The organism is Caballeronia sp. INDeC2 (genome assembly GCF_023631325.1).
Taxonomy (GTDB): Bacteria; Pseudomonadota; Gammaproteobacteria; order Burkholderiales; family Burkholderiaceae; genus Caballeronia.
On record NZ_JALQDG010000023.1, the window covers coordinates 23,933 to 42,855 of the forward strand.

The 18,923-nt window shown below is 65.0% G+C and carries 15 protein-coding genes; 10 read left to right on the forward strand and 5 right to left on the reverse strand.

All coding sequences use genetic code 11. The features are described from left to right. Positions 1 to 69 precede the first annotated feature (69 nt). From cdhC to NCS28_RS14465, 3 genes are read left to right on the forward strand one after another with little or no spacing between them, the layout of a single operon-like run. On the forward strand, positions 70 to 999 hold the full coding sequence (cdhC, locus tag NCS28_RS14455; RefSeq protein WP_250514451.1) for a 3-dehydrocarnitine:acetyl-CoA trimethylamine transferase CdhC: 930 nt from the start codon (positions 70 to 72) through the stop codon (positions 997 to 999). Between the two features lie 29 nt (positions 1,000 to 1,028). Further along, a complete protein-coding gene (locus NCS28_RS14460) occupies positions 1,029 to 1,976 on the forward strand; it encodes an L-carnitine dehydrogenase (protein WP_250514452.1) in 948 nt (315 codons plus the stop codon). Positions 1,977 to 1,986: 10 nt separating this feature from the next. Continuing rightward, complete coding sequence (locus NCS28_RS14465) at positions 1,987 to 2,466, forward strand: thioesterase family protein (protein ID WP_250514453.1); 480 nt, start codon at positions 1,987 to 1,989, stop codon at positions 2,464 to 2,466. Here NCS28_RS14465 and NCS28_RS14470 read toward each other — a convergent pair. Further along, entirely contained in the window at positions 2,409 to 4,649 is a 2,241-nt protein-coding gene (locus tag NCS28_RS14470) for a heavy metal translocating P-type ATPase (protein WP_250514454.1), read from the reverse strand. The genes NCS28_RS14465 and NCS28_RS14470 overlap by 58 nt on opposite strands. 390 nt (positions 4,650 to 5,039) lie before the next feature. On the opposite strand from NCS28_RS14470, the gene NCS28_RS14475 reads away from it, so the two are divergent. Next, complete coding sequence (locus NCS28_RS14475; protein ID WP_250514455.1) at positions 5,040 to 6,503, forward strand: DUF1254 domain-containing protein; 1,464 nt, start codon at positions 5,040 to 5,042, stop codon at positions 6,501 to 6,503. 189 nt (positions 6,504 to 6,692) lie between these two features. Then, the gene (locus tag NCS28_RS14480) at positions 6,693 to 10,427 is read left to right on the forward strand and encodes a DUF748 domain-containing protein (RefSeq protein WP_250514456.1); all 3,735 of its coding nucleotides are present in this window, start codon (positions 6,693 to 6,695) and stop codon (positions 10,425 to 10,427) included. A 304-nt stretch (positions 10,428 to 10,731) separates the two neighbouring features. Here the strand turns inward: NCS28_RS14480 and NCS28_RS14485 are convergent, their stop codons facing one another. After that, positions 10,732 to 12,300: a DHA2 family efflux MFS transporter permease subunit gene (locus NCS28_RS14485; RefSeq protein WP_250514457.1), complete on the reverse strand. Its 1,569-nt coding sequence runs from the start codon at positions 12,298 to 12,300 to the stop codon at positions 10,732 to 10,734. 181 nt (positions 12,301 to 12,481) lie between these two features. On the opposite strand from NCS28_RS14485, the gene NCS28_RS14490 reads away from it, so the two are divergent. Together NCS28_RS14490 and NCS28_RS14495 are read left to right on the forward strand one after the other, a co-directional pair. After that, positions 12,482 to 12,769 (forward strand): AbrB/MazE/SpoVT family DNA-binding domain-containing protein, encoded by a 288-nt coding sequence (locus NCS28_RS14490; RefSeq protein WP_250514458.1) that lies wholly within the window; start codon positions 12,482 to 12,484, stop codon positions 12,767 to 12,769. Further along, entirely contained in the window at positions 12,766 to 13,104 is a 339-nt protein-coding gene (locus NCS28_RS14495; protein ID WP_250514459.1) for a type II toxin-antitoxin system PemK/MazF family toxin, read from the forward strand. Before NCS28_RS14490 ends, NCS28_RS14495 begins: the two co-directional genes overlap by 4 nt. 43 nt (positions 13,105 to 13,147) lie before the next feature. On the opposite strand, the gene NCS28_RS14500 is transcribed toward NCS28_RS14495, so the two are convergent. Next, entirely contained in the window at positions 13,148 to 13,930 is a 783-nt protein-coding gene (locus NCS28_RS14500) for an ABC transporter substrate-binding protein (protein WP_250514460.1), read from the reverse strand. Between the two features lie 23 nt (positions 13,931 to 13,953). Further along, entirely contained in the window at positions 13,954 to 15,108 is a 1,155-nt protein-coding gene (locus NCS28_RS14505; protein WP_250514461.1) for a methionine aminotransferase, read from the reverse strand. A 138-nt stretch (positions 15,109 to 15,246) separates the two neighbouring features. Here NCS28_RS14505 and NCS28_RS14510 point away from each other — a divergent pair, with 138 nt between their 5' ends. After that, complete coding sequence (locus tag NCS28_RS14510; RefSeq protein WP_250514462.1) at positions 15,247 to 16,173, forward strand: LysR substrate-binding domain-containing protein; 927 nt, start codon at positions 15,247 to 15,249, stop codon at positions 16,171 to 16,173. A 6-nt stretch (positions 16,174 to 16,179) separates the two neighbouring features. On the opposite strand, the gene NCS28_RS14515 is transcribed toward NCS28_RS14510, so the two are convergent. Continuing rightward, positions 16,180 to 17,334 (reverse strand): branched-chain amino acid ABC transporter substrate-binding protein, encoded by a 1,155-nt coding sequence (locus tag NCS28_RS14515; RefSeq protein ID WP_250514463.1) that lies wholly within the window; start codon positions 17,332 to 17,334, stop codon positions 16,180 to 16,182. Positions 17,335 to 17,701: 367 nt separating this feature from the next. Here NCS28_RS14515 and NCS28_RS14520 point away from each other — a divergent pair, with 367 nt between their 5' ends. Both NCS28_RS14520 and NCS28_RS14525 read left to right on the forward strand, forming a co-directional pair. Next, on the forward strand, positions 17,702 to 18,130 hold the full coding sequence (locus NCS28_RS14520) for a MarR family winged helix-turn-helix transcriptional regulator (RefSeq protein WP_250514464.1): 429 nt from the start codon (positions 17,702 to 17,704) through the stop codon (positions 18,128 to 18,130). Positions 18,131 to 18,210: 80 nt separating this feature from the next. Continuing rightward, positions 18,211 to 18,918 carry an SDR family oxidoreductase gene (locus NCS28_RS14525; RefSeq protein ID WP_250514465.1) on the forward strand — a complete coding sequence of 236 codons (708 nt, stop codon included), beginning with the start codon at positions 18,211 to 18,213 and terminating at the stop codon, positions 18,916 to 18,918. Positions 18,919 to 18,923: the final 5 nt, after the last annotated feature.

An 18,923-nucleotide genomic window follows, 5' to 3' on the forward strand; every position in this document is an offset into this window, starting at 1 on the left:
ACCGACAAGAAATCAGGACTTCATAAAAAAGAACAGGAAACCTAACCAAGTTCCAAAAGGAGAAAAACCGTGAACTACGAAGTGATAGTAACGTGCGCAGTAACGGGCGCCGGCGACACGACGTCGAAACACCCCGCCATCCCCATAACACCGAAGCAAATAGCAGAAGCAGCAATAGAAGCGGCCCGCGCTGGCGCAACAGTCGCCCACTGTCACGTCCGCGATCCAAAAACGGGCAGAGGCAGCCGAGACCCCGCGTTGTACAGGGAAGTAGTGGACCGCATTCGATCGTCGGAAACCGACGTCATCATCAACCTCACAGCCGGCATGGGCGGTGACCTCGAAATCGGCCCGGGCGAGGACCCGATGCGCTTCGGCAAGGGCACGGACCTCGTCGGCGGCTTGACGCGCCTCGCGCACGTCGAAGAGCTGCTGCCCGAAATCTGCACATTGGATTGCGGCACGCTCAACTTCGGCGACGGCGATTACATCTACGTCTCGACGCCCGCGCAACTGCGAGCCGGCGCGAAACGCATCCAGGAACTCGGCGTAAAGCCCGAACTGGAAATCTTCGACACGGGCCACCTGTGGTTCGCCAATCAGCTGCTGAAAGAAGGCATGCTCGATGACCCGCCGCTCTTTCAATTGTGCATGGGCATTCCGTGGGGCGCGCCGCCCGACACCGGCACGATGAAAGCAATGGTGGACAACCTGCCGCCCGGCGCGCACTGGGCGGGCTTCGGGATCGGGCGCATGCAGATGCCGATGGCCGCGCAGGCAATGCTGCTCGGCGGCCACGTGCGCGTCGGGCTCGAAGACAACCTGTGGCTCGATCGCGGCGTGCACGCGACCAACGGCTCGCTCGTGCAGCGCGCCGTCGAAATCATCGAACGTTTGGGCGCACGCGCGCTCACGCCCGCCGAAGGACGCAAGAAGCTCGGACTTCCTCCACGCGGCGAACGTCCGCTGGAAAAGCGCATCGCCGAACAATTCGCCTGAATCCAAGAGAACACAAAGGACACATCGACATGCAAGTGAAGCAATTCGCCGCGCTCGGCGCGGGTGTGATCGGCAGCGGCTGGGTGGCGCGCGCGCTCGGAGCAGGCCTCGATGTCACCGCGTGGGACCCGGCCCCCGGCGCCGAGGCGCAGCTTCGCGCGAACGTCGCGAACGCGTGGCCCGCGCTCGAACGCGTCGGCTTGGCGAAGGGAGCGTCGCAAGAGCGGCTGCGTGTCGTATCGACGGTCGAGGAATGCGTCGCCAACGCGGATTTCATCCAGGAAAGCGCGCCCGAGCGCGAGGAACTGAAGCTCGCGCTGCACGAGCGCGTGAGCCGCGCGGCGAAGCCCCAAGCGATCATCGCGTCGTCGACGTCCGGGCTCCTGCCGAGCGATTTTTACGCGCGCGCCGTCAATCCCGCGCGCTGCGTCGTCGGGCATCCGTTCAATCCGGTGTATCTGCTGCCGCTCGTCGAAGTGCTCGGCGGCGAAGCGACGTCGGGCGAGGCGATCGATGCGGCCATGAGCTTCTACGCGTCCATCGGCATGCGGCCTCTGCGCGTGCGCAAGGAAGTCCCGGGTTTCATCGCCGACCGGCTGCTCGAAGCGCTGTGGCGCGAGGCGCTTCATCTCGTGAACGACGGCGTCGCGACGACCGGCGAAATCGACGACGCCATCCGCTACGGCGCGGGCATCCGCTGGTCGTTCATGGGCACGTTTCTCACCTACACGCTGGCGGGCGGCGAGGCGGGCATGCGACACTTCATGCAGCAATTCGGCCCCGCGCTCGAATTGCCGTGGACGAAGCTCGTCGCGCCGGCGCTGACCGACGAGCTCATCGACCGCGTGGTGGACGGCACGTCGCAACAGACGAACGGGCGCGGCATCAAGGAGCTGGAGCGCTATCGCGACGACTGCATCGCGAGCGTGATCGAGGCGATTGCACAGGCGAAGGCGCGTCACGGCATCGAAGACTAGAGGAACCACGATGATCTATCGCGATACGGTCAAGCCGGAATGGGTCGATTACAACGGCCATCTGCGCGATGCGTTCTACATGCTGATCTACAGCCTCGCGACCGATGCGTTCATGGACCGCATCGGTCTCGACGACGCGGGCCGCCGCGCGCGGCAGCGCACGCTCTTCACGCTCGAAGCGCACATCAGCTATCTGCGCGAGATCAAGGAAGGCGCTGCGGTGCGGGTCGAAGCGCGCGTGATTGCGCACGACAAGAAGCGCATTCATCTGTACATGGAAATGTTCGAGGGCGATGCCGCCGAGCCGGTGTCGGCGTGCGAGCAGATGATGATGCACATCGATTCGAGCGGCGCGCCGAAGTCCGCATCGTTCGATGACGACATCGCCGCGCGCATCGCCGCCGAGCCGGCCGTCGCGTTGAAGGACGCGCGTTACGCCGGCCGCGTGATCGGCTTGCCCGCGCGCGCTTGCTCGACAGCGCCGGCCTGAGCGCGCCACGTTCTCAGCAACAGCGCGTTGGTCACCACGCTCACGCTGGAGAACGCCATCGCCGCGCCCGCGAACATCGGATCGAGCAAGCCGAACGCCGCGAGCGGAATGCCGATCAGGTTGTAGACGAACGCCCAGAAGAGGTTCTGCTGGATCTTGCGGTACGTGCGCCGCGAGATGTCGATCGCGTCCGCAACGAGCGCCGGATCGCCGCGCATCAGCGTGAGGCCGGCCGCTTCGATCGCCACGTCGGTGCCGCTCGCCATCGCGATGCCGATGTCGGCGGCGGCGAGCGCGGGCGCGTCGTTGATGCCGTCGCCGGCCATCGCCACGATGCCGCCCGCCGACGCCTTCAGTTGCGCGACGACGCGCGCCTTGTCGTCGGGCAACGTCTGTGCAAATACGAGATCCGATGGAATGCCCAACGCGCGCGCGACGCTTTGCGCGCTGCCTTCGTTATCGCCGGTGACGAGCGCGCTCTTCACGCCCATGCTCGCCAGGCGATCGACGGCGGCGCGCGCGGTCGGCTTGATCGTGTCGCCGAACGCCATCAATGCAAGCACGCCGCTGTCGAGATCGATGAGCCAGGAAATCGTATTGCCTTGCGCTTCGAGCCCACGCGCCGGCGCATCGAGCGATGCGGGCACGTGCGCGCCCAGTTCCGCGACCCAGCGCGCGCTGCCGATCGCGATGCGCCGCGTCCCGACATTCGCCTCCACGCCACGCCCGGCCACCGCGCGCGCCGCGCTTGCATCGAAACGCGGCGCGTCGCTCGCGGCGGCCACGACGGCCTTCGCCAGCGGATGGTCGCTCATGCGCTGCACGGCGGCGGCGAGTCCGAGCGCTTCGGTCCGATCCTGCCCGGGCGCGGCATCGAACGCGACGAGGCTCGGGCGGCCGACGGTCAGCGTGCCCGTCTTGTCGAACGCGACGACGCGAATCGCATGCGCCTGCTCGAGCGCCTGAGCGTCCTTGATGAGAACGCCTTGGCGCGCCGCGACGCCGGTGCCGGCCATGATCGCGGTCGGCGTCGCCAGACCGAGCGCGCACGGGCACGCGATCACGAGCACCGCGACCGCATTGAGCAGCGCCGTTTCCGCGTTCGCGCCATGCAGCAGCCAGCCGGCGAGCGTGACGAGCGCGATCGCTAGAATCGCCGGCACGAATACCGCCGACACGCGATCGACGAGCCGCTGGATCGGCGCCTTCTCCGCCTGCGCCGATTCGACGAGCCGGATGATGCGCGCGAGCGTCGTTTCCGCGCCGATCGCCGTGGTTTCGATCGCGATCACGCCTTCGCCGTTGATCGAGCCGCCGGTCGCGCGCGCGCCCGGTTCCTTCACGACGGGCAGGCTCTCGCCCGTGATCAGCGATTCGTCGATATGCGTGCGGCCCTCGCGCACGATGCCGTCGACCGGCACGCGCTCGCCCGGCCGCACGATGGCGATATCGCCGACGCGCACCTCGGCAAGCGGGACTTCCCGTTCGCGCGCGGGATCGTCGCGGTCGCGCACGCGCGCCTTGTCGGGACGCAGCGCGTTGAGCGCGCGGATCGCGTCGGTGGTCTGGCGCTTGGCGCGCGCTTCGAGCCACTTGCCGAAGCGCACGAGCGTGATGACGACCGCCGACGCCTCGAAGAACAGATGCTCCGTCATGCCGCCGTGGGCGAACATCTGATAGACGGACAAGCCCCACGCCGCCGACGTGCCGAGCGCGACGAGCAGATCCATGTTGCCCGCGAACGCGCGCACCGCGCGATAGCCGCCGACGTAGAAACGCGCGCCGAAGCCGAATTGCACGACGCTCGCAAGCACGAGTTGCAGCCACGGATTCAGCGCGAGGCCGAACATCGGCGCGAGCAGCGGCACGGTGAGCACGGCTGCTGCGAACACCGCGGCGAGCTCGCGATCGAATGCGGGCGGCGCGGTAGCGGAAGGCGCGGCGTCGGGCAAAATCGGCGCGGCCTCGTAGCCGGCCTTCGCGACGGCGGCGACGAGCTGATCGTCCGTCACGGCGCCGCTCGCGTGCACGGTCGCCTTTTCGGTGGCGAGATTGACAGCGACGCTTTCGACGCCGGGCACGCGCCTGAGCACTTTCTCGACGCGCGCGACGCACGACGCGCACGTCATGCCGCTGACGGCCAGTTCCGCGGTTCTCGGATTCTCGGATGATGCTGTGGACATGATGAAACGCTCCGGTGTGGCTGGGATTGCAAAGATCCCTCACGAGACGAGTATCGACCTTCCAATGATTGGAAGGTCAAGGGCGCAATGCACGGCGTCGCGCGATCGTGGAATACGTCGGAAACGATCGTATTCGAACGACGAAACGCGCGTCATTCAGTGCTTTTAACCGGCATCTGGTGCATTCTTCGGCATGCCGGAGCGCTTTTATACGCTTCGTCTTGCCTATCGTCAGCGGATAAGTTAAAACCCGAATTTCGAGATAATGCTCGTGGCGCGCCGCGCGGGGAAATGAGGCGGCGTCGGGCCGCTTGCGAGCGTGCCGTAGATCGATCCCGAACCGGGTCGCGCGACAACCCATATCGAAAGAAGAACCGGATTTCCATTCGAATGAAGAACAACCGACGCTGGACGTTTCCGCTCAACACCGCGACCTGGATGAGCGTGAGTCTCGCCGGCATGGCGGTCCTGGCTGGCTGCGCGACCAGACAGCCCGAAGTGAAACCGACCAGCACGGGCTGGGTGAAGAATCAGGTCGCCGATTCCTACACGTTCGGCTTTCCGCTCGTCGCCTCCGATATCGCCCGCGAGCGCGCCAGCGGCCGCGCCGGACAGCCGGGCCAGACGCCGCTCAACGCGTTCCGTCATGCGAGCGCGCTGCCGTCGGCGGGCGCGGCGGGCTGGCCGAGCGTCGACACGCTCGAATCGACCGCGTGGCTCGATGTCTCCGCCGATCCGGTGATCGTCTCCTTGCCCGCCGCGCCGCGCGGCCGCTATCTCGACGCCCGCGCCTTCGATGCGTGGACCAACGCGCTCTATTCCAGCGCCGACACGACGCCGTATCCGAAGATGCAGCTGATCGCGTTCGTGCCCGCGGGCTGGACCGGCACGCTGCCCGCCAATGCGACGCGCGTCGAGACGCGCACGCGTTACGTGTGGCTCTCGGTGCGCGTGCGGGTGAGCGGCGCGCGCGACTTGCGCGAGGCGCGCAAGCTGCAGGCGTCGATGCGCATCGACACGCTGACGCCCGCGAAGGGCTCCGCCGCCGATCCGACGCCCGCGGTCGCCGGCGCCTGGCCCGCGAACGGCGCGCAGCAGCCCGCGGTGCCGCCGCTGTCCTCCGCGCTGGCGACGGTCGCGCCGGGCGCGCAGGCCGAGGCGCTCGACGCGAACGCGTTCTTCGCGCGCCTTGCCCGTTCGCTCGACGACAATCCCGCCGCCACCGACGACGCCCACGCGATGAGCCAGCTCGCCGATCTCGGCGTGAAGCCCGGCGAGCCGGTGCAGTTCAAGAAGACCGACGCGCCGCTCCTCGATTCCGGCCTCGCCGATGCGCGCGAGCGCCTCGCGACGGTGCCGCCGAACGCGATCACGAAGAACGGCTGGATCTGGTTCGGCGATGGCGTCGGCATCTACGGCACGGACTACACGCTGCGCGCGTATCTCGCCCGCCGTCAGACCGCGACGAGCACGAAGGAAGGCGAAGTGAAACCGGTGACGCGCGTGGACAGCGAAGGCCATGCGCTCACCGGCGCGAACACGTACACGCTGCACTTCGCGTCCGATCAATTGCCGCCGGTGCGCGGCTTCTGGACGATCACCGCTTATACGAAGGACGGCGCGCTCGCGGACGAGAACGTGCCGCGCCTGTCGATTTCCGATCGCGACCGGCTCAAGAAGAATCGCGATGGTTCCATCGACGTGATCGTGTCGGCGAAGTCGCCGGGACGCGCGCGCGAGGCGAACTGGCTGCCCGCGCCCGAAGGCGAATTCCAGCTCGCGATGCGTCTCTATGCGCCGAAGCCGCAGGCGAGCGACGGTTCGTGGGCGCCGCCGCCCGTCCAGCGGCAGTGAGTCAGCCGCGCGAAACCGGCGAGATCGAAACATGAACATAGAGGCCGCGATTCTTTCGCGGCCTTTATCTTTTTGAGATGCGGTTTGGCCAACGTTTGCGGCTCGCCTCGTCGTATACTCGAACATCATCTTTCCGGGACGGCGAAGCTCGGGCGGCGCTCATACGGGCGGCTCGTCGCCGCGCATCGAATGTCAAGCATCACCAGGTCTTCACTTGCTTCCGCCGGTCAAACCCTGCGCGGCGTCGTTCACGCGCGGCGCACGCGGCGCATCTTCATCGGCTTGCTGATCGCGTTACTCGTGATCGGCGCGTTGGGATTTTTCGTCGCGCCGCCGGTCATCCGGCATATCGCCGAGCAGCAACTCGCGCAGCAACTCGATCGCCCGGTCAGCATCCGGCGCATTTCGCTCAATCCCTACACGCTGGATATCGAAGCCGATGGCGTGCATATCGGCGAATCCCCCGCGAATCTCGCGAAGACGCCGGGCGCGTCGACCGATTTCGTCGATGTGTCGCGGCTCGTCGTGCGTACGTCGTGGGCGTCGGTGTTCAGGCTCGCGCCGGTCGTCAATGAACTGAAGATCGATTCGCCGCGCATCAACGTCGTCCGCTTCGACGGCGAGCATTTCAATTTCTCCGATCTGCTCGCGAAGTTCTCGAAGCCGTCGTCGCCGCCGTCGGACAAGCCCGCGCGCTTTTCGGTGTCCAACATCCGGCTGGAAAACGGCCAGATCACATTCGACGACAGGCTGCTGAAGGCGAAGCACGTGATCGACCGCTTCGCGCTCGGCATCCCTTTCATCGCGACGCTGCCTTCCGCCGCCGATATCTTCGTGACGCCGCTGTTGCAGGCGCGCATCGACGGCTCGCCGCTCGTCGTGAAAGGACGCACCAAGCCGTTTGCGCAGTCGCGCGAATCGGAGATCGCGCTCACGCTCGACGGCCTCGACGTGCCGCAGATGACGTCTTACGCGCCGGGCGCGGTGCCTGTCGCGGTGAAGAGCGGCAAGCTTTCGACGGACCTCAACGTGAACTTCGCGATCTCGGGCGATACGCCGACGATCCGCATCGCGGGCACCGCCGATCTCGCCGATCTCGCCGTCACCGACAAGTCGAACGCGCCGCTCGTCGCCGCCCGCGCGCTGCATGTGAAGATCGCGAACGCGGAGCCGTTGCGCGACATCTATCACTTCGACGAAGTGACGCTGACCAGTCCCGATGTGCATCTCGCGCGCGATGCGGCGGGGCAGTTCAATATGCAGAAACTGGCCGGTCCCGCGCCGAAGCCCGAAACGGCGAAGGAAGCGAAGGAAGCGAAAGAAGCGAAAGAAGCGAAAGAAGCGAAGGAAGCGCAGAAGGCAGCCCCGCCGCTCGATCTGGCGATCCGCCATCTCGCAATCGACGACGGCAAAATCGCGCTCGACGACCAGGTGCTGAAAACGCGTGTGCAGGGCTCGCTGACCGGCCTCGCCGTGACGCTCGACGATTTCTCGACGCTCGCGAAGACGCCCGCGAAATACACGCTCAAGACGGCGTTCGACAAGGGCGGCGCGCTCGATGCATCGGGCAACGTGACGCTCGCCAGAAAGACGGCGGATGCGAAGCTGGCGCTGAACGCGTTCGCGCTGCCGCCGCTGCAGCCGTATTTCGCGAACATGATGGCCGCGCGCGTGACGAGCGGCACGCTCGGCGCGAACCTGCCGGTGTCGGTCGACTGGAGCAAGCCGGATGGCGGCGTGCAGGTCGGCGCGGGCGACGTGAAACTCGATGCGCTCACGCTCATGCCCAATGCGGGCGGCGCGCCGATCAAACTGGCGTCGGCGGTGGCGAAGATCAACAAGGTCGACGTATCCGCGCGCAACGCATCGCTCGACAGCGTGCAACTAAGCGGCCTCGCGCTCGATGCGACGCGACGCAAGGACGGCAGCATCGACCTCGCCGCGCTCGCGGGGCCGCACGAGGCCGCGCCCGAGCAGACCGCGACGCGCAAGATCCAGAAGGCTCAGGAGGCCGGGCCGGCGTGGCGCTATCAGATCGGCGAGATCGCGCTCGCCGATGCATCGGCGAATATCACCGACGAAACCACCGCGCGGCCGGTCAAGCTGCACGTCGCGCCGCTCGCGGTGAACGTGAAGCAGTTCAGCGACGATTCTACGAAGCCGCTCGCCGTCGACGGCAAGCTCACGTTGAACGGCAAGGGCGCGCTCGCTGTCGGCGGCAATGTCACGGTCACGCCGCTCAAGCTCGCGCTGCACGTGAAGGGCGATCAGGTCGATGCCTCCGCGTTCGAGCCGTATTTCGGCGACAAGCTCAACATCGAAGTGACGAGCGCGTATCTGAGCGCGAACGGCGATGTCGCAATGTCGGGCAGCGGAAAGACGCTTGCGGCGTCGTACAAGGGCGATGTGTCGTTGTCGGACGTGCGCATGCTCGACAAGGCGACGTCGGACCGCTTCGCGGGCTGGAAGCTGCTCGGCCTCACCAACGTGAAGGTGAACTACGGCGAACGCGGCACGGATGTCGACGCGGCGCGCGTGACCTTCGCGAAGTTCTACGGCCGCGTGCTGCTCGACGCGCAGGGCAAGCTGAACCTGAAAAGCGTGGTGGCTGGCGAGGGCGGGCCGCAATCGGTGACGCGCGGCAGGACGAAGGAGGACGGCACGTCCGCCCCCACGGCGGCGAGCGCGCCCACGACGGTGCCGGTGAAGACCGCGCCGGCATCCGGGCCGCCGGTGAACATGCGCTTCGGCCAGCTTGTGCTGCAGGACGGCCGCGTGACCTATACCGACAACTTCATCAAGCCGAACTACACGGCGAATCTCGTCGCGATCAACGGCACGATCGGTGCGTTCGGCACGCGTTCGACAACGCCCGCGCCAGTCGATGTATCGGCGAAACTCGCGGCGAACGGGCCGGTAACGATCAAGGGGCAAATCAATCCGCTGATCGACAAGCCCGCGCTCGACCTGACGGCGAGCGCGCACGGCGTCGAGCTGACGAACCTCACGCCGTACTCGTCGAAGTACGCGGGCTATCCGATCACCAAGGGCAAGCTCAACGTCGATCTGCACTACATGCTGGCCGACAACAAGCTCACGGCGAACAATCATCTCTTCATCGATCAGTTGACGTTCGGCGATCACATCGACAATCCGACGGCGACGAAGCTGCCGGTGAGGCTCGCGGTGTCGCTCTTGAAGAATTCGCGCGGCGAGATCGACGTCAACATTCCGATTTCCGGATCGCTGGACAATCCGGAATTTTCGATCGGCGGGCTCGTTTGGCAGGCGATCGTGAATCTCGTGCAAAAGGCGGTGACCGCGCCGTTCACGCTGCTCGCGCACGCGTTCGGCGGCGGCAGCGGCGAGGATCTCAACTACATCGAGTTCGTTGCGGGTTCGGCCACGTTGAACGATGCCGCGCAAAAGAAGCTCGATACCATCGCGAAGGCGCTGGTGGACAAGCCCTCGGTGCGGATGGACGTGACGGGACGCGTCGATCCGAAGACGGACGAGCCGGCGTTGCGCGCCGCGTGGCTCGACAGCCAGGTCAAGCGGGCGAAGGTGCGCGACATGTCCGACAACGGCGAGAACGTGGACTGGAACGCGATCAAAATATCGGATGCCGATTACGACAAGTATCTGACGAAGGTGTACAAGTCGGCGGATTTCAAGAAGCCGACCAACTTCATCGGCATGACGAAGACAGTCCCCGATACCGACATGAAAGCAGCGCTGACGAAGAGCGCACCGGTGGATGAGGGCTCGCTGCGCGATCTGGCGCAGCGTCGCGCGCAGGCGGTGCAGGAGTACTTCGACGGCAAGATCGACAGCAAGCGGATCTTTATGGTTGCGCCGAAGATGAGCGCGGACGATATCAAGGACAAGGGGGCGGGTTCGCGCGTGGAACTCGGCTTGAAGTGAGCAGCGTTAGCCGTCTGGACGATCGGGACTTACACAGGAATGCAAACTAGCATGGGTGATACCGAAAATTCGAAGGAAGACGGGAATCAGCCGATGGGAACACCTGATGAGAAGGACGTCGTGGCGCGGTCTGAAGCCTATGCTCACCGAGGAGGACTGGATTGCCGATATGTGGGGCGACGTGCGCGAACAGGCGGCGAATGAAACGCGTATCCCGGCGTCGCCGATTTTCGGGACAACTGTCCGTGGACGAGACGTCGGTACTGGAGCAGGGGTTTTTGCCCGAGTAGAACGCGGCTCGCGCTCAATGCGCTCCCGAAGCCGCCCCGCCCCCGCCGCCCTTCGCCACCTTCGTAATCCAGATCAGCGGAATGATCAAAATAAAGATCACCGCCGAGATCAGAAAGATATCGTTGAGCCCCATCATCGCGGCTTGCGTGTTGACGGTGAAATTGAACATGCCGCGTGCTTGCGCCTCGCTGACATCGAGTGTCGATTGCGATAGCCCGAGCGACTGCAAGAACGCCGGGTTGTAGATATTCGCCTGCTCGGTGAGCCGCTCGTGATGGAGCGCGATGCGGTTATCCCACGCGTTGCCCGCGAGCGACGTGCCCACCGCGCCGCAAAACACCCGCGCGAAATTCGACAGCCCCGCCGCCGCCGGAATCTTCGACGGCGGCAATCCCGACAGCACGATCGCCGTGAGCGGCACGAAGAACATCGCCATCGGGATGCCCTGCAGGAGCGTCGGCAGGACGAGATGCCACGTGTCGATCTCGATCACGTACTTCGAGCGCAGCCAGAACACGAACGCGAAACCGACGAACGCCATCGTCGCGATGATGCGCGCGTCGCTGCGCGGCAAGACTTTGCCCATCACCGGCGCGAGCATGACGGCGAAAATGCCGAGCGGCGCGGTGACGAGCCCCGCATCGACGGATCGGTAGTTCAGATATTGCTGCATCCATTGCGGCAGCAGCACGAGATTGCCGAAGAACACGCCGTAGGCAACCGAGATCGCCACCGTCCCGCCGAAAAAATTGCGCCCGGCGAAAAGCCGCAGATCGACGACCGGATTCGGGTCCGTCAGCTCCCACACGACGAAGAACGCAAACGCGATGACCGCGACGATCGCCAGCACGACGATCAGCGGCGACGAGAACCAGTCGAGGTCGCGCCCCTTGTCGAGCATGATCTGCAGCGACGCGACCCACGAGACGAGCAGCAGGAGACCGACCACGTCGATCGGCGCCTTGCGTGTCGGCGATTCGCGATCGCGGTAGATGAGCCACGTGACGCCCGCCGCGAAGATGCCCACCGGAATGTTGATGTAGAAGATCCATGACCACGAATAGCTGTCGGTGATCCAGCCGCCGAGCGCGGGACCGGCGATCGGGCCGACGGTCGCGGTCATCGCCCAGAGCGAGAGCGCCATCGACGACTTCTCTTTCGGATACGAGCCGAGCAGGATTGCCTGCGACAGCGGAATCAGCGGCCCGGCGACCGCGCCCTGCAAAACGCGTGCGAACAGCAGCACCGGCAGATTCGGCGCGAGGCCGCACAGCCACGACGACAGCACGAACATCAGAATCGCGCCGACGAAAAGGTGCACTTGCCCGAGCCGCTGCGTGAGCCAGCCGGTCAGCGGAATGGAGACGGCATTCGACGCCGCGAACACGGTGATGACCCACGTGCCCTCGTTGACGGACACGCCGAGATTGCCGGAGATCGTCGGGATCGCGACGTTGGCGATCGACGAATCCAGCACGTTCATGAAGGTCGCGAGCGCCACCGCGAAGGTGGCGAGGACGAGCTTGCCGCCCTGGAGCGGCGGAGGCGGTGCTGGCGCAGTGGACGTCGGCGGTGTGCTCATGCAGCTCGTGATCCATGGGTTCGAGACGCCAGTGTGCCTGCGTTGCAAAAAGGCTGCTTATCCGAATGGCCGATGCCCGGCAAATGGATCGTTCCGGAACGTGTATCGATGTGTTGACACCTTATGTACCGTCCGAATAGGATGAATGTATCGACAAGTATCTACGTCGCTTGAGGACGTCATGCCAAAGCAGATCCTAAAACGTTGGGGCAATAGTCTTGCGGTGCGCATTCCTGCCAACATTGCCAGCGAACTTTCATTGGAGGAGGGACAGGAAGTGCATGTGGACGTTGAGGATGGACACGTTGCGGTGCGGCCGCATCGGGCGATTCGGCGTTTTTCGCGCGAACGGCTGATTCAGCAATTTCGCGAGGGCACGCTCGAGCGGCACGAGGAGATCGACTTCGGCGATCCCGTCGGCGAGGAGTGGGGTGGTCCGGGAGACCCGACGCGCGAGGGTCTCGAATGAAAGATGGCATTCCGGATGCGGGCGACGTGGTGAGATTGCACGTCGGCCCGGTGAGAGGCAATGAGCAGGATGGCTATCGCGCGGTGCTCGTGATCTCCGATATCGTGATGAACGACATCACGGGCCGCTTCACGGGACTGCCGATCACGCCGACGATTCGCGGCTGGGAAACCGAAGTGCCCATCGCGAGTCTCAAGCGCCCGGGCGTCGCGCTCGTCGATCAGCTTCGCAGTTGGAGCCATCTCCACAGGGAACTCGCGTTCCGTGGCGAGACGGTCACCGAAGAAGAACTCGACGCGGCGAAATACGCGATTCGCGCCTTTCTGCAGCTATGAATGCAGGCGCGCGACGCATACGCCGCCGCGCGCCCGCGTCATGTCACTTCGCCGAAATATCGATATTCCCCAGATACTTCTTCGCGTACTTGTCGATCGTCCCGTCCGCGCGGACCTTCTCGATCGCCGCGTTGAGTTTCGTCTTCAGCGCATCGTCGCCCTTGCGCACGCCGTACGCGATGCCGCTGCCGAGGATCTTGTCGTCGCGCACCGGCGCGCCGACGAACGCGAAGCCTTCGCCGTCCGGCTTCGACAGGAAGCCGCTCTGTCCCGCCGGCGCGAGCACGAGCGTCGCGTCGAGACGGCCCGACTTCAGGTCCGTGTACACCTGGTTCTGGTCCTGATACGGCACGACCTTCACGCCGTCGTTTTCCCAGTGCGCCTTCGCGAACGTCTCCTGAATCGAGCCTTGCAGCACGCCCACGCTCTTGCCCTTCAACGATGCCGGCGTCGGCTCCAGACCGCTGCCTTTCTTCGCGATCAGTTGCGTCGGCACGCGATACACGACCGTCGTGAAGTCGATCGCCTGGCGGCGTTGATCGGTCGCGTTCATCGCGGAGTTGATCGCGTCGAACTTGCGGCCCTGCAACGCGGGAATCAGGCCGTCGAACGACGTCTCGACCCACTTGCACTGCATCTTCGCGGCGGCGCAGACCGCATTGCCGACGTCGATATCGAGCCCCTGCAATTCACCCGTCGACGATTTCGATTCGAACGGCGGATATTGCGCCTCCAGTCCGAAGCGCAGCGTATCGGCGGCAAGCGCGGCACCGCTCGCGAAGCTGCATGCGAAGAACAAGGCGCCGGCGATGTGTTTGAGTTTCATCGTGTTGGTCTCCAGAGAAATCGTCAGATCGAAGAAAGGCGGCGCGCGCCTTCGACGAGCGTATCGTCGTCCTTCGCGAACGAAAGACGGATCAGGTGATTGTCGGTGCCGTCGGTGTAGAACGCGGACAGCGGAATCGTCGCGACGCGCGCCTCGCGGATCAGGCGCAGCACGAAGTCGCTGTCGGATTCGTTCGAGATCGCGTCGTACCGCGCCAGCATGAAGAAACTGCCCGCGCTCGGCAACAACTCGAAGCGCGAGCCCTTCAGCGATTCGGCGAGCAGGTCGCGCTTGTGCTGATAGAACGGTCCGAGATTCAGGTAGCTCGATTCGTCCGCGAGCGCTTCGGCGAAGGCCATCTGCATCGGCGTATCGGCGGAAAAGGTCATGAACTGGTGAATTTTGCGGATCTCGGCCGTCAGCGCCGCGGGCGCGAGACAGTAGCCGACGCGCCAGCCCGTCACGTGATATGACTTGCCGAACGACGACACGATCACGCTGCGTTGCGCGAGTTCCGGATACCGCGCCATGCCGTGATGCGGCGCGCCGTCGAACACGACGTGCTCATAGACTTCGTCCGACAGCACGACGATCTTCGTGTCGCGCGTGAGGGCGGTCAGCCGTTCGATGTCGGCGGAGGCGAACGCGCTGCCGGCCGGATTGTGCGGCGTGTTGACGAGAATCATGCGCGTGCGCGGCGTGATCGCGGCGGCGACTTCGTCCCAGTCGATGTGGAAAGTTTCGGGCGAGAGCTTGATCGCGACGGGCGTGGCGCCCTGCAACTGCACGATCGGCGCATAGCTGTCGAAGGACGGCTCGAAGTAGATGACCTCGTCGCCGGGATGCACGAGCGCGCTGATCGTCGCGTACAGGCCTTCGCTCGCGCTCGCGACCACGGTGACTTCCGTGCCCGGATCGTATTGCGCGCCGTACAGCTTTTGCGTCTTCACGGCGATCGCCTCGCGTAGCGCGAAGACGCCGGACATCGGCGAGTACTGGTTATGTCCTGCCCGCATGGCTCGCTCGACGCCTTCGATCAGCTTCGGATCGCACGCGAAGTTCGGCGCGCCCTGCGACAGGTTGAGCGCGTGATGCTCTTCGGCCAACTGGCCGATGACGGTGAAAATGGTCGTGCCGACATTCGGCAGCTTCGACTCGGGAATCCAGGCGCTTTGCACGGCAAGTGTCTCCGGAATTGCGTTTCGGCGATGACTGCCGTCGATTCAACCGCGGCAATAAAGCGCGGACAATCGAAACTTTGTCATACTAGCCATGCTTGCAGATCATGGCTACATGCCAAAAACCCGATGCCTCCGATGAAACCGCTTCCGTCCCTCGACGTGCTCAAAACGTTTCTGGTCGTCGCCCAGAAACTGAATTTCACGCGCGCGGCGGAGGTGCTCAACGTGACGCAGGGCGCGGTCAGCCGCCAGATCGCCGGACTGGAGGCGCATCTCGGCTACGCGCTTTTTACGCGGCAGGCGCGCGGGCTCGCGCTGACGCATCACGGCGCGCTGCTCGTCGCGCCGTTGAAGCAGGCGTTCGCGCATATCGACGATGCGCTCGCGAAAGGCGGCGCGCAATCGGGCATTCTGCGCGTGAAATGCCCGACCTGCGCCATGCGCTGGGTGCTGCCGCGCGTCATCCGCTTGCAGAACGAGCGCCCGGAGCTGGTGGTCGAAGTGACGGCGTCGGTGTCGCACGGCGTCGAGTTCGGCGCGGAGCCGTTCGATGCCGCGATCGTCTTCGGCGCCGCGCCGTCGCTCAAGGGCGTGACGGCGGATCATCTCTTCGATGAAGTCCTGACGCCCGTCTGCGCGCCCGAATTGTGGAAGCCGAAGAAGCACGCCGCGCCCGCGCCCGGCGATCTCGCCGGCAAGACGCTTCTGCATCCCACGCGCGACCGCCGCGACTGGCTTCTGTGGCTCGGCGCTTACGGCTACGCGGGCTTGCCGTCGACGAAAGCGCAGCATTTCGACACGCTCGATCTGGCGATGTCGTCGGCGATGCAGGGTTTGGGCGTGACGATCGGCGATCTTTCGCTGATCGAAGAGGACTTGCGCGCGAAGCGCGTGATCGCGCCGTTTTCGTTATGCGTGACGAGCGGCGCGGCGTATTACCTCGCGTATCCGGAGCGGCCCGCGCCGTCGCCCGCATTGCAGCAATTCGCGCAATGGCTGGGCGACGAGGCCGCGACCACGCGCGCGAGGGTTCAGGCCCGCACGCACGCGGCGCAGGCCTGAAGCGCGTCACATGCCGTGCTTGGTGACGACCGACGCCCACTGTCCGTTCTTCACCTGATAAAGCGTCGACGATGCGTTCTTCAGCGCGCCGTTGCTGTCGAACGCGATCGGCCCGGTGATGCCTTCGAACGAGTTCGATTTCAGCACCGGCCGGTACACGTTCGGATCGATGGAATTGGCCTTCTGCATCGCGTTGATCGCCGCCCACGCGGCGTCGTAGCCGAACGGCGCATACGAGAGAATCGCGACGCCGAAGCGTTTCTGGAACTTGTCGGCGAACGCCTTGCCTTCGGGCAGCTTGTCGAGCGGGCTGCCGTATTCCCACGCCTGCGCGCCCTCGGCGGCATCGCCCGCGAGCTTGAGGAAATCCGCGTCCATCACGCCGCCGCCGCCCACGAACTGCGCGTTCATGCCGAGCTGCTTCATCCGTTTGACGACCGCCGCCGCCTGCCGGTCGAGGCCGCCGAAGAAGATCAGATCGGCGTTGGCCGCCTTGATGCGCGTGAGCTGAGCGCTGAAGTCGACGGTCTGGTTGTCGCTGTACTCGCGCGTGACGATCGTGCCGCCCTTCGCCTTCACCGCTTTCTCGAACTCGTCGGCTTCGCCCTGACCGAAGGCCGTGCGGTCGTCGATGATCGCGATGCGCTTCGCCTTCGTCGTCGTCACCGCATAGACGCCGGCGTTGCCCGCGTTCTGCGCGTCGCTCGAAATCACCGTGAACATGTTTTCCAGACCGCGCGTCGTGATGGTCGGATTGGTCGCGGCGGGGTCGATCGTCGGGATGCCGGCGCTGTTATAGATCGGCGAGGCGGGCAGCGTCGTGCCCGAATTGAAGTGTCCGACGACGACCGCCACGCCGTCATCGACGAGCTTCTGCGCCGCCTGCACGCCGACGCGCGGGTCGGCCTGATCGTCTTCCGCGCGGATCTCGAACTTGGCCGTCTTGCCGCCGATCGTGATCTTCTTCGCGTTGGCTTCGTCGAGCGCGAGCTGCACGCCGTTCTGGAGGTCCTTTCCGTAACCCGCGTTCGCGCCGGTCAGCGGCGCGGCAAAACCCACTTTCACCAGCAATTCGTCGGCGCTCGCGGCGAAGGGCGCGGCGGCGAATGTGGCCGCGGCGCATGCCACGAGCCATGCCAGACGTTTGGTACGGATGCGCATGGTTTTCCTCTCCTTTTTGATTTGGCAATCGAATGGAACACGACCGGTTCAGTGCCGGCAAGAGGGACTTGCCCTCGATGGCCGGCAATCCGGCGATGAAAGCAGCCGCTTCGCGCGCGGCCCGGCACAGGCAGCGGACATGCGCAATGTAGGAAACCAATTTCGTCGCGTCTTGGTGTTAAGTCGCGCGTCCGATGCGGATTTCGGCACAGGCCCGACAGGCCGCGATCGCAGGCCCGGAGCGGCTCGGCGCGTTTCGCCGCCGCGCCGCGCACGACGATTCCCGACCATCTTGGAGATACGTCTATCGCAACCATTGGGAATTCCTCCCTTGACAAAGTGTATATGCACTCATATGCTGCCCGACATGACTTCCAACTCTTCTCCGCTCGACTGCAACTGCTTCGCGATCCGTCAGGCGGCGCGTTTTGTGTCGCAGATGTACGAGCGGCATCTCAACGCGGCCGGCATCACGGCGGCGCAGTTCACGATTCTCGCGGCGATCGGGCGCAAGCCCGGCGCGCAGATGGCCGAGCTCGCGGAATCGATGGTCATGGACCGCACCACGCTCGTGCGGGCGCTCAAACCCTTGCAGCGCGACGGCCTCGTCGAGGCGGCGCAGGAATCGGCGAGTTCTCGCGCGGTCGGTTTGCGGCTCACGGCGACCGGCAAGGACACGCTCGTGAAGGCGTCGGCGCAATGGCGCCTCGCGCAGGCGGAATTCGAGGCGAAGTTCGGCGAGAAGCGCGCGAAGGCATTGCGCCAGTCGCTCTTCGAACTGACGACGATGGAGTGAGTGGCTAAAAGCAGGCTCGCCGTGCGCGTGCCTTTTTCGTATCGATATAAGTGCATATGCACAGTTTGATGGAGCGCACCATGCAGATCAAAGGAAAAGTCGTTCTCGTCACCGGCGCCAATCGCGGCCTTGGCAAGCAATTCGCGAAGTCGCTGCTCGAAGCGGGCGCGTCGAAGGTGTACGCCGCCGCTCGCGACCCGAAGAGCGTCGATATTCCCGGCGTCGAAGCGATCCGTCTCGACGTGACCAACGCCGCCGATATCGCCGAAGCCGCCGCGACTTGCACCGACGTGCAAGTGATCGTCAACAACGCGGGCGCGACGACGCGCGGCCTGCTCGTCGATCCGGCATCGACGCAAGGCGTGCGCGATCTGCTCGAGATCAACACGTTCGGCCCGATCGCGCTCACGCAGGCGTTCGCGCCCGCGCTGAAGAAGAACGGCGGCGGCGCGGTCGTCAACATTCTGTCGGTGCTGAGCTGGGTCTCGTTGCCGGCGGGCGGCGCGTATCACATCTCGAAGGCGGCGGCGTGGGCGGCCACCAACGCATTGCGCGAGGAACTGCGCGAGCAGGGCACGCTCGTCGTGGCGGCGCATCCCGGCTACATCGACACCGACATGACCGCGCAAGTCAGCGCGCCGAAATCAACGCCGGCGCATGTGGTGAACGAAGTGCTCGCCGCGGTGGAAAAGAACCAGGAAGAAGTGCTCGTCGACGACACCGGCCGCGAGGTCAAGCGTTCGCTGTCGAGCGACACGCCGATCTATCTCACCGGCATTCCCCGCTAAGCGAG